Below are 12,903 nucleotides of genomic sequence, written 5' to 3'. Positions count from 1 at the left end.
CGTGCCAAATGCTGCGCAGAGGCGGGGAGGCTGCGCGTTCGTTACACTTGCGTTAATTGTTGGGCAGGACGACGGCGGCGTGCCCGAAAATCAGGCAGCGTCGAGGATCGCTCGAGCGGCTGCCTCGTCGTCCTCGTCCACCATCACGCGCACGGGGATCAGCAGCCACGATCCGTCGGCGATGCTGGCACTGCCGTCGAACGCGACCGCGTCGATCCCCTCGCTCTCCAGCCGGCCGACGAGGATATTGGCGAGATTGCGGTCGTAGCGGCCGAGCTCGACGAGGCTCATCGGGCGACCGGCACGGTCGGGTTGCGCACCGGCAGCCCGTCGATGCTGGTCGTGCGCACCGCGTATTTGGCGAAACGCACGGGATCGCCATGCTTCTCGTGATACTTGCTCAGCGTCTCGCGCTCGCGCTCGAACGCCATCAACGGCACACCCCAGCCGCACGAAGTCTGCACCTGGTCGATCGTGACGACGAAGATCTGCCGCGTGCCCGGCAGGAGCGCGAAGTGCCCGGCCAGCGCCCCCCAGTCGTCGTCCTGCGGCAGCACGGGCCGTCCGCGGCCATAGATGCGGAAGATCAGCGCCGGATTGTCGAAGGCGCAGAACATGATCGTGATGCGCCCGTCGGCGAGGAGGTGCGCATTGGTCTCGTTCCCCGACCCGGCGACATCGAGATACGCGACGGTGCGATCGTCGAGGATGCGGAAGCTGTCCATGCCCTTCGGGCTGAGGTTGATCCGCGTTCCTTCCGCAGCGGTGGCGACGAAGAACACCGGCTGCCTCGCCACGAAGGCGCGGTGCTCGGGCGTGAGCGCGGGAAAGAATTCGGCCATGGAACATGCCTCGCGTTGACGCGCATGAGCGGGTTCGGGGCATGAGACACGATCCCGTGGCTTCGGGCAAGCGCAAGCCCTCGCCAACCCCCGGCAGCGACCGCGATCCGCGCCCGTCCCCCCGGTTCGGCAAGCGGACGGGTATCGAACCTAGGCCGCCTGTCGCGCGTGGCGGGCGAGCAGGCCGCCGAGCCGTTCGTCGATGATCGCCTCCGCCTCCGCGACGATCCGGTCGACCAGGTCCTTTACCGTCGGCACGTCGTGGATCAGACCCTGCACCATGCCGGCGGACCAGATGCCGTCGTCGGTGTCGCCGCGCTCCATCGCCGCGACGCCGCGCTTTCCGGCGACGAGATGCTGCACATCCTCGAACTTCGCGCCGCCCTTCATGGCGCCGGCCCGCTCGATCGCGACCACCTCCTCGCTGACCCGGTTCTTCATCACTCGCGCGCTGTTGTGCAGCGTGCGGAAGATGAGGTCGGTCTGCCGCTCGTCGTTGGCGACCATCCGTTCCTTGAAGCTGTCCGCGATCTGCGCCTCCTGCGTCACGCAGAAGCGCGTACCCATGTTGATGCCGTCCGCACCCAGCGCCAGCGCGGCGACCAGCCCGCGGCCGTCGGCGAACCCGCCCGATGCCAGCATCGGCACCGTCACCTTGTCGGCGGCGGCCGGGATCAGAATCAGGCCGGGGATATCGTCCTCTCCCGGGTGGCCGGCGCACTCGAAGCCGTCGATGCTGATCGCGTCGACGCCCATCCGCTCCGCGGACAGCGCGTGGCGGACCGCGGTGCACTTATGGATCACCTTCACGCCGTGCGCCTTGAAGTCGTCCACGTGTTCCTTGGGCTTGTAGCCCGCGGTCTCGACGATCTTCACGCCCCCTTCGATGATGGCGCGACGGTACTCGGCGTAGGGTGGCGGGTTGATCGTCGGCAGGATCGTCAGGTTCACGCCGAACGGCTTGTCGGTCAGGTCGCGGGTGCGCCGGATCTCGCGCGCCAGTTCCTCGGGCGTGGGCTGCGTCAGCGCGGTGACGAAGCCGAGCGCGCCCGCGTTGGCGACCGCGGCGACCAGCGGCGCCTTGCCGACCCACTGCATCCCGCCCTGCGCGATCGGATGCTCCACGCCGAACGCCTCGGTGAACCGCGTCTTCAGCATTCGCCCTCTCCCTCATTCCGTAACTCTTGTTATGCCGCCTCGTCGCTGCGCGCAAGCACCGCCTAGCGCAGCACCTGTCCGCCCGAGCGCGGGCGCACCTGAGGCTGCTCGCGATAGTCGACGTCGCTCCAGTCGAGCGCGGCGAACTCCTGCCGGCGCGGACCCAGATAGCCGAACAGGAAGGCGGCCACCTTGCGCATCTGTATTTCCTCCGCTCCCTCGGTGATGCGATAGCGGCGATGGTGGCGGTAGATGTGCTCGAACGGCTTGTGCCGCGAATAGCCGATGCCGCCGTGCACCTGCATTGCCCGGTCCGCCGCCTCGCAACACAGTCGGTTTGCCCAGTAATTGCACATGCTCACCTTGTCGGAGAGCGCCTTTTCCACCTGGTGGTGCGGCATCTGGTCCATCTGCCAGGCGGTCTTGCGGATCAGCAGCCGCAGCATTTCCGCCTGCGTGGCCAACTCCACCAGCGGGAACTGGATCGCCTGGTTACGCGCCAGGTCCTCGCCGAAGGGCTGTCGCTGGCGGGCATAGCGGACCGATTCCTCGATGCAGTAGCTCGCCGCGCCCAGGCTCGACGCGGCCTGCCGGATCCGGTTCTCGTGCACGAAGGCCTGCGCGACAGGCAGGCCGTTCTCCTTCTCGCCGAAGATCGCAGCTTCCGGCACCCACACGTCGGTGAAGCTGACGCGCGGGTGGTCGCTCGGCATGTTGAAGGTCCAGAGATATTCCTCCACCTTCACGCCGGGATCGTCGCAGGGGACGAGGAAGCAGGTGATGCCCTTCGCCGCGCCGTCCTCCCCGCTGGTCCGCGCGAACAGGGCGCAGTGCGTCGCGACGTGCATTCCCGTCGTCCACATCTTCTCGCCGGTCAGGCGATAGCCGGCAACGCCGTCGCGCTCCTCCGGCACGCCGCGCGTCTCCATGTGCGTCGCGTCCGACCCGTGGCGCGGCTCGGTCAGGCCGAAGGTGACGCGGCGGGTGCCGTCCAGCGTGCCGGCGATGAACTCGGTCCTTTGCGCCTCCGTGCCGAAATCGTCGAACATCTTGGCGAAGGGATTGTTGGCCACGATGGAATGCTCGGTCTGCAGATCGTTGTGCAGGCCCAGGCCCTTGGCGGCGAGATACTCGCGGATCACGCACATCCACAGGTTCGATCCGCCGCGCCCGCCGAACTTGGGATCCATCGCGAAGCGCAGGTGACCCGCCTTGTCGGCGCGCCGCTTCGCCTCGCGCATCAGCTCCTCCCACTCGTGGCGGGGAAGCCCGCCGTTCTCGAAGTCGGTGCGCGCATATTCGCGGCGGTGGTCGAAAAAGCGGACGTTGTCGTCCGCCTGCTCCAGCGGCCGGATTTCCGCGTCGATGAAGCGGTCCAGCTCGGACAGATAGTCCAGCAGGTCCTGCGGCAAGGCGAAGTCCATCTGCCCTCTCCCAATTAAGTCGAGTCTTTTAACTGGCGTAGCGCGCCCGGCTGTGATGTACCACTGCCAATGACGGAGAGGCTGTCGAGGGACGGGATCGCGGCGCGGCTGGCGGCGCTGCCGCTGGGCGGCGCGATCGAGGACGTTTCCCTGCTGACAGGTGGGGCGAGCATGGAGACCTGGGCGTTCCGCGCCGGCGACGATGCGCTGATCCTGCGTCGGCGCGGCGCGTCGGCGGACGATCATCCCGGCCGCAAGCCGCCGCTGGAGCGCGAGGCCGCGGTCATCGCGGCGGCGGTCGCCGGAGGCGTGCCCGCTCCGCACGTCGTCCACGTCTGCACGCCTGCCGAGGGACTGGGCGAGGCCTATGTGATGCGCCGCGTCGCCGGCGAGACGCTGGGCCGCCGCATCGCGCACGACGCTGCGTTCGCGCCCGCCCGTGCGCGGCTGGCGCGCCAGTGCGGCGAGGCACTGGCCCGCATCCATGCTGTGCCGCCCCCGGTGGGACTGGAGACGCTGGATGCGGGGACCACGCTCGCGAATTACGAGGAGAGCTGGCGCGCATCGGGAGCGGCACGCCCCACGATCGATGCGGCGTTCCGCTGGCTGGAGCGCCGACTGCCGCCCGCGGGCGGGGAAGCGCGGCTGGTCCACGGCGATTTCCGCAACGGCAACCTGATGGTCGATGCCGACCGCGGGCTCGCCGCCGTGCTCGACTGGGAACTCGCGCATCTCGGCGATCCGGCGGAGGACCTCGGCTGGATCTGCACCAACAGCTGGCGCTTCGGCTGCCCGCGCCGGCGCGTCGGCGGGTTCGGCGACCTCGCCGACCTTCTGGCCGGATACGAGGCGGCGGGCGGCGAGCCGATCGACCCCGTGCGGGTCGATTTCTGGCAGATGATGGGCAGCCTGAAATGGGGCGTCATGACGACGATGATGCACGCCCGCTTCGCCGCCGATCCCGCCGCCGGACCGGAACGGGGTGTGATCGGCCGGCGGCTGAGCGAGGCGGAGGCAGATATCGTCGCGATCATCGAACGGAGCGTGCGATGCTGACCCACCCGACCGCGCAGGCCCTGATCGACGGCGTCGCGCGCTGGCTGCCCGTCGACGGCAGCGCCTCCCCCTTCACTCTGCGCGTCGCCCGCAACGCGCTGGAGATCGCGGCGCGCGACCTGGCGCTCGGCCCCGGGGCGGACGTGCGTGCCGCGGGACGCCTGGCCGCCCTGCTGCACCGCGAGGGGGATCGGGAAACGCTGGACCGCGCGCTCGTGGATGCGCTGCGTGCCGGAAGGATCGCGCCCGACGATCCCGCGCTGATCGCGCACCTGCGTGCCTGCGCGCTCGACAGCCTGGCCATCGACCAGCCCCGCTACGCGCACGAATTGTAGACTTTCGTCGCACTTTACCAAGCGTTTGCGGTTGGCGCCTACCGGGGCGGCATGTCCACCGCGTCCCTGCCCCGCCCCGGCCGTGCCAGCGTCATCCTCTATGCCGACATCCATACGGGGCGAGGCCCGGAGACGAGTTGCCGCGTGCGCAACCTGTCCGTCACCGGGGCCTGTATCGACAACGTCGCCGACCTGCACGTGGGCGAGCGCGTCCGGGTCACCATGGGCGTGTTGGCACCCGTCGCTGCGCAGGTGATCTGGTCCAAGCCGCACCTCGCCGGGCTGCGCTTCGACGGCGAGGTAGACCTCGCCGCGGCCCGCACGCCGCGGCGGGCCGGGCATGCCGTGTCGGCCGGCTGGATCGGCGGGCTCGACGATCCCTACCGCCGCCGGGTGTGAGCCAAGGGCCGTAACTTTTGTTGTGCCGGCCAGCGCCGCGTTCTACCACCCCGGGCGACAGGACATCGGGAGAGAGCGCGCGTGACCACCCCACCCCTCAGCGGCCTTCGCGTCGTGGAGTTCGCCGGCATCGGTCCCGGCCCGTTCGCGGGGATGATGCTGGCCGATCACGGTGCGCAGGTGATCCGCATCGACCGCGGGGTGCGCGGCGACGGCATCGGCGTCGCCAACAAGGACCCGCTGCTGCGCAACCGCCGGTCGGTGTCGCTCGACCTGAAGAAGCCCGAATCGATCGCCGCCGTGCGCCTCATCGTCGCCGGCGCGGACGCGATCATCGAGGGGTTCCGGCCCGGCGTGATGGAGCGGCTGGGCCTGGGACCGGACGTCCTGCTCGCCGACAATCCGCGGCTGGTCTACGGCCGCATGACCGGCTGGGGCCAGACCGGGCCGATGGCGCCTGAGCCGGGGCACGACATCAACTATATCGCCATCTCCGGCGCGCTCCACGCGCTGGGTCGCGCGGGCGAGAAGCCCACCCCGCCGATCAATCTGGTCGGCGACTTCGGCGGCGGCGGCATGGTGCTCGCCTTCGGCATGCTGGCCGCGCTCCTCCACGCGCAGCGCACCGGCGAGGGACAGGTGGTGGACGCGGCGATGACCGACGGGTCGGCGCTGCTGATGACGATGATGTGGGGGTTCCGCGCGATGGGGCGGTGGCGGGACGAGCGGGGCACGAACTTGCTCGATACCGCCGCGCATTTCTACGACACGTACGAGACCGCAGACGGCAAGTACGTCTCGCTCGGCGCGATCGAGCCGCAATTCTACGCCGAGTTCCGCGCCGTCATGGGCCTGTCCGACGCGCGGTGGGACGCGCAGATGGACGCGCGGCAATGGCCGGCGCTGAAGGAGGAAGTGGCGCGCCTGTTCGCCACCGGCACCCGCGACGAGTGGGTCGCCCGCTTCAAGGGCCACGACGTCTGCTTCGCGCCCGTGCTCGGCTTCGACGAGGCGGTGGCCGATCCCCACAACGCGGCGCGCGGCACGTTCGTCACGGCGGGCGGCGTGACGCAGCCCGCCCCCGCTCCGCGCTACTCCGCCAGCCCCACCGTGGCCCCGGCGATGGCGGGCGAGCGGCAGGACGCGGCGGTGCTGCGCGACCTGGGCTTCGGCGAGGAGGAGATCGCGGCGTTGGGATTCCCGTCCACGTGACGCGGCGGCTGGCCAGCATCGGCGGCGCGGCCTAGGCTGCGCGCGCATGACCCGGCTGACCGTCAACAACGAAGCGGTCGAGTATCTGCTCGATCCCGCCACCCCGCTGCTCTTCGCGCTGCGCGACGCCTCCAACCTGACCGGCGCGAAATACGGCTGCGGCACCGGCAGCTGCGGCGCGTGCACCATTGATGTCGACGGACGTGCGGTGCGATCGTGCCAGTTGACGCTCGCGCAGGCGGAGGGCGCCTTCGTCACCACGATCGAGGGCCTGTCGCGCGAGCGGGCGCACCCGGTGCAACTGGCGCTGATCGCCGACAACGTGCCGCAATGCGGCTTCTGCGTTCCCGGCATCGTCATGGCCGCGGCCGCGCTGCTGAAGCGCGACGCGAGCCCGAGCGAGGAGGCGATCCGACAGGGGATCACGAACCTGTGCCGGTGCGGCATCTATCCGCGGCTGGCCGAATCGATCGCACGCGCCGGCCGGGCGATGCGCGGCGACGAGACGATCCCGGCAGGCGCGCGGCCCGGCATCGATCCCGCCGACGCCGCCGCGCGCGTCCCCGCGCTGTCACCGCGATAGGCGAGGAAGGGGCTTGCCGCGCCTCTTCCGTCCGCCGACACTCGGGCAAAGGGGAAGAGGATGCCGGGCCTGCTGATCGCCAACCGCGGCGAGATCGCGATCCGCATCGCGCGCACCGCGCGCGCCATGGGGATCGCGACCGCCGCCGTCTACGCCGGGGACGATGCCGCCGCGCCGCACGTCGCCGCGGCCGATGCGGCACATCCGTTGCCCGGCGAGGGTCCGGCGGCCTATCTTTCGATCGAGGCGCTGATCGCGGCAGCACGGGCGGGCGGGTGCGACGGTGTCCACCCCGGTTACGGCTTCCTGAGCGAGAGCCCGGCCTTCGCCCGCGCCTGCGCCGATGCCGGCTTGCGCTTCGTCGGTCCCGACGCGGCCGCGCTGGCCTTGTTCGGCGACAAGGCCGCGGCCAAGGCGCTGGCGCGCGAGGCGGGCGTTCCGGTCCTGGCCGAAGGCACGGCGGCGCTGGCGGAGGGCGCGGTTCTGGTGAAGGCGACCGCGGGTGGCGGGGGGCGCGGCATCCGCATCGTCGACGCCGCCGCCGACCTCCCCGCCGCGGTCTCCGCCGCCCGCGCGGAGGCGGCAGCCGCCTTCGGCGCGGGCGAGGTGATCGTCGAGCGCTACGTGCCGCGGGGGCGCCATATCGAGGTGCAGCTGGCGGGCGACGCGCACGGCGGCGTGGTCGCGCTGGGCACGCGCGACTGCTCGATCCAGCGACGCTACCAGAAGTTCGTCGAGGTCGCGCCCGCGCCCGGGCTATCGCCGGTGCTCGAGGAGGCGATCGTCGCCGCCGCGATACGCCTACTCGCCGCGCGGCCCTATGTCGGCCTCGCCACCGCCGAGTTCCTCGTCGATCTCGACCGCGGCGACTTCGCCTTTCTGGAGGTCAATCCGCGGTTGCAGGTGGAGCATACGGTGACGGAGGAGGTGACGGGGCTCGACCTCGTCGGGCTCCAGCTGCGCCTGGCCGCGGGTGGGCGGGTGCCCGCGCCGCCGGTGACGCGAGGCGTCGCGATCGAGCTGCGCGTCGGCACGGAGACGCCGGGTGCGGGGGGTACGGTGCGGCCGTCGACCGGCACGATCCGCGGCTGGCGCGCGCCCGGCGGCCCTGGCATCCGCGTCGATGCCGCCGTCGCGACCGGGATGGCAGTGAACCCGCGCTTCGACCCGCTGCTGCTGAAGATCGTCGCGCGCGGCGCGGACGCGGAGGAGGCGCTGGCGCGCGCCCAGACCGCGGTGGCGGAGTGCGAGGTAACGGGGGTCGCGACCAACCTTCCCGTCCTCGCCGCCGTGCTGGCGCGCGCGGACGTGGTGGGCGGCACGGTGACGACGGGATGGTTCGACGCGATCGCGGAGGAGTTCGCCACCCCTGCGCAGGCGGGCGAAGCGGAGGCATCGGGAGCGCTCGCCCCCTTGTCCGGCGTCGTGGTCGCCATCGACGCGGCGGTGGGGCAACGTGTCGCGCGCGGCGCCGAGCTGGCCACGATCGAGGCGCTGAAGATGCGCCACGCCGTGGTCGCGCCCCGCGCCGGTGTGGTGCGCGCCGTCGCCGCGACGGTCGGCGGGGTCGTCGCGGAGGGCGAACCGATCGTCCTGCTCGACCCGGCCGAGGAGGACTCTGGCGACGAACCCTCGACCCTGCCCCCCGATCCCGCGCTCATCCGCGCCGATTTGGCCGAGGTGATCGCCGCCCATGCCCACGGCCGCGACGAGCACCGCGCGGACGCGGTCGCGCGCCGGCACGCCGGCGGCCGGCGCACCGCGCGCGAGAACATCGCCGATCTGTTCGATGACGGGAGCTTCGTCGAATATGGCGCGCTCGCCGTCGCCGCGCAGCGTCGCCGCCGCGATCTCGCCGATCTGATCGCGCAGACGCCGCACGACGGCCTGGTCGGCGGGGTCGGCACCGTCAACGCGGAACGCGTCGGCGAGGAGGCGGGCCGCTGCCTTGGGCTCGCCTACGACTATACCGTCCTCGCGGGCACGCAGGGGCTTTGGAACCATCGCAAGACCGACCGGCTGCTGGCGGTGGCGGAGGCGCAGCGATTGCCCGTCGTCTTCTACACGGAGGGCGGCGGTGGTCGGCCGGGGGACGTCGACGCGCTCGGCGTCTCCGGCCTCGACACGCCCACCTTCCGCAGCTTCGCCGCCCTGTCCGGCAAGGCGCCGCGGATCGCCGTCACGACGGGTTTCTGCTTCGCCGGCAATGCCGTGCTGTTCGGCTGCGCGGACATCACGATCGCGACCGAGGGCTCGCACATCGGCATGGGCGGACCGGCGATGATCGAGGGCGGCGGGCTGGGCGTGCACGCCCCCACCGCGATCGGGCCGCTGGACGTGCAGTGGGGCAACGGCGTCGTCGACCTGCGCGTGGCGGACGAGGCGGCGGCGACCGCCGCGGCGAAGGAATTGCTCGGCTTCTTCCAGGGCCGGCTGCGCGCCGGCGAGGCACCCGACCAGCGGCGGCTGCGCCACGTAGTGCCCGAAGACCGTCTGCGCGTCTTCGACATCCGCGCGGTCGTCGCCGGGCTGGTCGATGCGGACAGCTTCGTCGAGCTGCGCGGCGGCTTCGCGCCGGGCATGGTCACCGGTCTCGCGCGCGTGGACGGTCGCGCGATCGGCCTCCTCGCCAACGATTGCCGCCATCTGTCAGGCGCGATCGACAGCGACGGCGCGGACAAGGCGGCACGCTTTCTGCAATTGTGCGACGCGTTCGGCGTGCCCGTCGTGTCGCTGATCGACACCCCGGGGTTCATGGTCGGCCCGGACGCGGAGCGGACCGCCCCGGTGCGCCACGGATCGCGCATGTTCCTGGTGGCGGCGCAATTGTCGGTCCCGATCTTCGCCGTCGTTATCCGCAAGGCCTACGGCCTGGGCGCGCAGGCGATGGCGGGCGGATCGCTGCAGACCAGCGCCTTCACCGTTGCCTGGCCCACGGGCGAGTTCGGCGGCATGGGGCTGGAAGGCGCGGTGCGGCTCGGCTACCGCCGCGAGCTGGACGCGATCGTCGATCCGGTCGCCCGGGAGGCGCGCTATCGCGAGCTGGTGGCGGCCAGCTACGACCGCGGCAAGGCGGTCGGTGTCGCGCGCGTGCTGGAGATCGACGCGGTGATCGACCCGGCGGAAACCCGCACCTGGCTGCGGCGCGGTCTGGCCTCCGCCACGCCGCGCGCGTCGGGCCGCTTCGTCGACAGCTGGTGAGGGGAACGATGATCGAATTGTGGCACTGCCCGGACGCGCGCTCCTTCCGCGCCTTGTGGACGCTGGAGGAGATGGCGCTCCCCTACCGTCTCCACCTCCTCCCCTTCCCACCCCGGCTTCGCGCGCCCGAGTATCTGGAGGAGAACCCGATCGGCACGATCCCGCTGCTGGTCGACGGCGCCACGCGAATGACCGAGTCGGCGGCCATCGTCGAGTATCTCGCCACCCGCCATGGACCTTCGCCGCTCGCCGTCGCGCCGGACGAGGCGGATTACGGCGCGTGGCTCGACTGGCTCCATCGCGGCGAGGCGACGCTCACCTTTCCGCAGACGCTGGTGCTGCGCTACCGCCGGCTGGAGCCGCCCGAGCGGCGCCTGCCGCAGGCGGCGGACGATTACGCGCAATGGTTCGGATCGCGGCTGAAGGCGGTGGATCGTGCGCTGGCGGACGGGCGCGCGTGGCTTTGCGCGGGGCGGTTCACCGGGGCCGACATCTCCGTCGGCTACGCCCTCCTGCTGGCGCGGACGCTGCACCTCGACGAGCGCTGGAGCGACGAGATCCGCCGCTACTGGGATCGCGTGTCGACCAGGCCCGGGTTCCTCCGCGCCAAGGCCGCCCAAGGGGAGGCGGCGTAAAGAAAGGGCCCCGGCATCGCTGCCGGGGCCCCTCTTCGCTCTGCCTGCGCGATCAGGCGCCCGCGGGCGACGGATTGCCGAAGGGGCCGCTCGGACGCTTCGTCTTCGGAATGGAGGTTCCCGCGGTCGGCACCGCCGGGGACTTCGGTCCCTGGTCGATCCGGCCGATCTCCTCGCCGGCGATCAGCTTCTTGATCTCCTCGCCCGACAGCGTCTCATATTCCAGCAGCGCGCCGGCCAGCGAGTGGAGCTGATCGATGTGCTCGGTCAGCACGTGCTTGGCGCGGTGCAGCCCGCCCTCGACGATGGACTTGATCTCCGCGTCGATCAGCTGCGCGGTCTCGTTCGACATGTGCGTCGGCTGCGAGGAGGAATAGCCGAGGAAGCTCTCGCCCTCCGGCTGCGCATAGTCGACGGGGCCGACCTTGTCCGACATGCCCCATTTCGTCACCATGTCGCGGGCCAGGCCGGTGGCGTACTGGATGTCGCCGCTCGCGCCCGACGACACCTTGTCATAGCCGAAGATGATCTCCTCGGCGATGCGCCCGCCCATGGCCACGGCCAGGTTCGCGTACATCTTGTCGCGATGGTAGCTATAGCTGTCGCGCTCCGGCAGCCGCATGACCATGCCCAGCGCACGGCCGCGCGGGATGATCGTCGCCTTGTGGATCGGGTCGGACGCGGGCTCGTGCAGTGCCACGATCGCGTGGCCCGCCTCGTGATAGGCGGTCATGCGCTTCTCGTCCTCGGTCATCACCATCGAACGCCGCTCGGCGCCCATCATGACCTTGTCCTTGGCTTCCTCGAACTCGGCGTTGGCGACCAGCCGCTTGCCCTTGCGCGCCGCCATCAGCGCCGCCTCGTTCACCAGGTTGGCGAGGTCCGCGCCCGAGAACCCGGGCGTGCCGCGCGCGATGACGCGCGCATCGACGTCGGGAGCCAGCGGCACCTTCTTCATGTGGACTTCGAGGATCTTCACGCGACCGTCGATGTCCGGACGCGGCACGACGACCTGGCGGTCGAAGCGGCCGGGCCGCAGCAGGGCCGGGTCCAGCACGTCGGGACGGTTGGTGGCCGCGACGATGATGATTCCCTCGTTCGCCTCGAACCCGTCCATCTCGACCAGCAGCTGGTTCAGCGTCTGCTCGCGCTCGTCGTTGCCGTTGCCCAGGCCCGCGCCGCGATGGCGGCCGACCGCGTCGATCTCGTCGATGAAGACGATGCACGGCGCGCTCTTCTTCGCCTGCTCGAACATGTCGCGCACGCGGCTGGCGCCCACGCCGACGAACATCTCGACGAAGTCCGAACCGGAGATGGTGAAGAACGGCACGCCCGCCTCACCCGCGATCGCGCGGGCGAGCAGCGTCTTGCCGGTACCCGGCGAGCCGACCAGCAGCGCGCCCTTGGGGATCTTGCCGCCCAGCCGCGCGAACTTCGACGGATCCTTCAGGAACTCCACGATCTCGGTCAGCTCGGCGCGCGCCTCGTCGATGCCGGCGACGTCGTCGAAGGTGACCTTGCCCTCCTTCTGCGTCAGCATCCGCGCGCGGCTCTTGCCGAAGCCCATCGCCCCGCCCGCGCCGCCGCCCTTCTGCATCTGGCGCAGCACGAAGAAGGCGATGCCCAGGAACAGCAGGAACGGCAGCATCTGGTACAGCATCGCGGCCCAGATCGACGGCCCTTCCTCCGGCTTGCCCGCCACCTCGACGCCCGCCTTGCGCAGGCGATCCATCAGGCCGCTGTCCTGCACCGGATAGGTGCGGAACTTGTCCCCGCTGGAGAAGGTGCCCGAGATCAGGTCGCGACTGACGTTGACGTCCTTGACCGTGCCCTCGTCCACCTTGTCGAGGAAGGCGGAATAGGCGATCGTATTGCCCGTCTGCGTCGTCGACTTTCCGTCGAAGACGGTGACGACCAGCGCCAGCGCGAAGAGGATGCCGACCCAGATCAGCAGGCTCTTCAGCCAGGGATTGCCGCCATTGTTGTCGCCGCCGCCGCGATTCGGGCCGCCGGGCCGCTCGTTGTCGTTCATGAAGGTCCTTTCCTGCCGGACAATGT

The 12,903-nt window shown here is 70.8% G+C and carries 12 protein-coding genes; 7 read left to right on the top strand and 5 right to left on the bottom strand.

The features are described 5' to 3' along the window. Positions 1-90: 90 nt before the first annotated feature. From HBH26_RS10535 to HBH26_RS10520, 4 genes are all read right to left on the bottom strand, one after another. Positions 91-291 carry a putative signal transducing protein gene (locus tag HBH26_RS10535; RefSeq protein WP_168134548.1) on the bottom strand — a complete coding sequence of 67 codons (201 nt, stop codon included), beginning with the start codon at positions 289-291 and terminating at the stop codon, positions 91-93. After that, on the bottom strand, positions 288-842 hold the full coding sequence (locus HBH26_RS10530; RefSeq protein WP_168134547.1) for a pyridoxamine 5'-phosphate oxidase family protein: 555 nt from the start codon (positions 840-842) through the stop codon (positions 288-290). Before HBH26_RS10530 ends, HBH26_RS10535 begins: the two co-directional genes overlap by 4 nt. Before the next feature lie 150 nt (positions 843-992). Further along, positions 993-2,000 carry an NAD(P)H-dependent flavin oxidoreductase gene (locus tag HBH26_RS10525; protein WP_168134546.1) on the bottom strand — a complete coding sequence of 336 codons (1,008 nt, stop codon included), beginning with the start codon at positions 1,998-2,000 and terminating at the stop codon, positions 993-995. Positions 2,001-2,062: 62 nt separating this feature from the next. Continuing rightward, positions 2,063-3,424, bottom strand: a complete 1,362-nt coding sequence (locus tag HBH26_RS10520; protein ID WP_168134545.1) for an acyl-CoA dehydrogenase family protein — start codon at positions 3,422-3,424, stop codon at positions 2,063-2,065. Between the two features lie 69 nt (positions 3,425-3,493). Here HBH26_RS10520 and HBH26_RS10515 point away from each other — a divergent pair, with 69 nt between their 5' ends. The 7 genes from HBH26_RS10515 to HBH26_RS10485 all read left to right on the top strand — a co-directional run bounded on the left by HBH26_RS10515 (position 3,494) and on the right by HBH26_RS10485 (position 10,845). Then, positions 3,494-4,480, top strand: a complete 987-nt coding sequence (locus HBH26_RS10515; protein WP_168134544.1) for a phosphotransferase family protein — start codon at positions 3,494-3,496, stop codon at positions 4,478-4,480. Beyond that, a complete protein-coding gene (locus tag HBH26_RS10510) occupies positions 4,474-4,815 on the top strand; it encodes a DUF6285 domain-containing protein (RefSeq protein ID WP_168134543.1) in 342 nt (113 codons plus the stop codon). The genes HBH26_RS10515 and HBH26_RS10510 overlap by 7 nt, the downstream gene beginning before the upstream one ends. Positions 4,816-4,866: 51 nt before the next feature. Then, positions 4,867-5,214 carry a PilZ domain-containing protein gene (locus HBH26_RS10505; RefSeq protein WP_168134542.1) on the top strand — a complete coding sequence of 116 codons (348 nt, stop codon included), beginning with the start codon at positions 4,867-4,869 and terminating at the stop codon, positions 5,212-5,214. 81 nt (positions 5,215-5,295) lie between these two features. Then, positions 5,296-6,426, top strand: coding sequence for a CoA transferase (locus HBH26_RS10500; RefSeq protein WP_168134541.1), 1,131 nt, complete (start codon positions 5,296-5,298; stop codon positions 6,424-6,426). 46 nt (positions 6,427-6,472) lie between these two features. Next, complete coding sequence (locus tag HBH26_RS10495; protein ID WP_168134540.1) at positions 6,473-7,009, top strand: (2Fe-2S)-binding protein; 537 nt, start codon at positions 6,473-6,475, stop codon at positions 7,007-7,009. 60 nt (positions 7,010-7,069) lie between these two features. After that, complete coding sequence (locus tag HBH26_RS10490; protein ID WP_168134539.1) at positions 7,070-10,210, top strand: acetyl-CoA carboxylase family protein; 3,141 nt, start codon at positions 7,070-7,072, stop codon at positions 10,208-10,210. Beyond that, entirely contained in the window at positions 10,207-10,845 is a 639-nt protein-coding gene (locus tag HBH26_RS10485) for a glutathione S-transferase family protein (protein WP_338057322.1), read from the top strand. The genes HBH26_RS10490 and HBH26_RS10485 overlap by 4 nt, the downstream gene beginning before the upstream one ends. Before the next feature lie 52 nt (positions 10,846-10,897). Here the strand turns inward: HBH26_RS10485 and ftsH are convergent, their stop codons facing one another. Further along, the gene (gene ftsH / locus HBH26_RS10480) at positions 10,898-12,877 is read right to left on the bottom strand and encodes an ATP-dependent zinc metalloprotease FtsH (RefSeq protein WP_168134538.1); all 1,980 of its coding nucleotides are present in this window, start codon (positions 12,875-12,877) and stop codon (positions 10,898-10,900) included. Positions 12,878-12,903: the final 26 nt, after the last annotated feature.

This window comes from Sphingomonas corticis (assembly GCF_012035195.1).
Taxonomy (GTDB): domain Bacteria; phylum Pseudomonadota; class Alphaproteobacteria; order Sphingomonadales; family Sphingomonadaceae; genus Sphingomonas; species Sphingomonas corticis.
Note: the sequence above shows the minus strand (reverse complement) of the source record. Positions and strands in the feature narration are given on the sequence as shown.

What these genes read in the sequence shown, in the direction of transcription:
- HBH26_RS10535 (WP_168134548.1), bottom strand. Translation starts at nt 291, where the DNA reads ATGAGCCTCGTCGAGCTCGGCCGCTACGACCGCAATCTCGCCAATATC.
- HBH26_RS10530 (WP_168134547.1), bottom strand. Translation starts at nt 842, where the DNA reads ATGGCCGAATTCTTTCCCGCGCTCACGCCCGAGCACCGCGCCTTCGTG.
- HBH26_RS10525 (WP_168134546.1), bottom strand. Translation starts at nt 2,000, where the DNA reads ATGCTGAAGACGCGGTTCACCGAGGCGTTCGGCGTGGAGCATCCGATC.
- HBH26_RS10520 (WP_168134545.1), bottom strand. Translation starts at nt 3,424, where the DNA reads ATGGACTTCGCCTTGCCGCAGGACCTGCTGGACTATCTGTCCGAGCTG.
- HBH26_RS10515 (WP_168134544.1), top strand. Translation starts at nt 3,494, where the DNA reads ATGACGGAGAGGCTGTCGAGGGACGGGATCGCGGCGCGGCTGGCGGCG.
- HBH26_RS10510 (WP_168134543.1), top strand. Translation starts at nt 4,474, where the DNA reads ATGCTGACCCACCCGACCGCGCAGGCCCTGATCGACGGCGTCGCGCGC.
- HBH26_RS10505 (WP_168134542.1), top strand. Translation starts at nt 4,867, where the DNA reads ATGTCCACCGCGTCCCTGCCCCGCCCCGGCCGTGCCAGCGTCATCCTC.
- HBH26_RS10495 (WP_168134540.1), top strand. Translation starts at nt 6,473, where the DNA reads ATGACCCGGCTGACCGTCAACAACGAAGCGGTCGAGTATCTGCTCGAT.
- HBH26_RS10490 (WP_168134539.1), top strand. Translation starts at nt 7,070, where the DNA reads ATGCCGGGCCTGCTGATCGCCAACCGCGGCGAGATCGCGATCCGCATC.
- ftsH (WP_168134538.1), bottom strand. Translation starts at nt 12,877, where the DNA reads ATGAACGACAACGAGCGGCCCGGCGGCCCGAATCGCGGCGGCGGCGAC.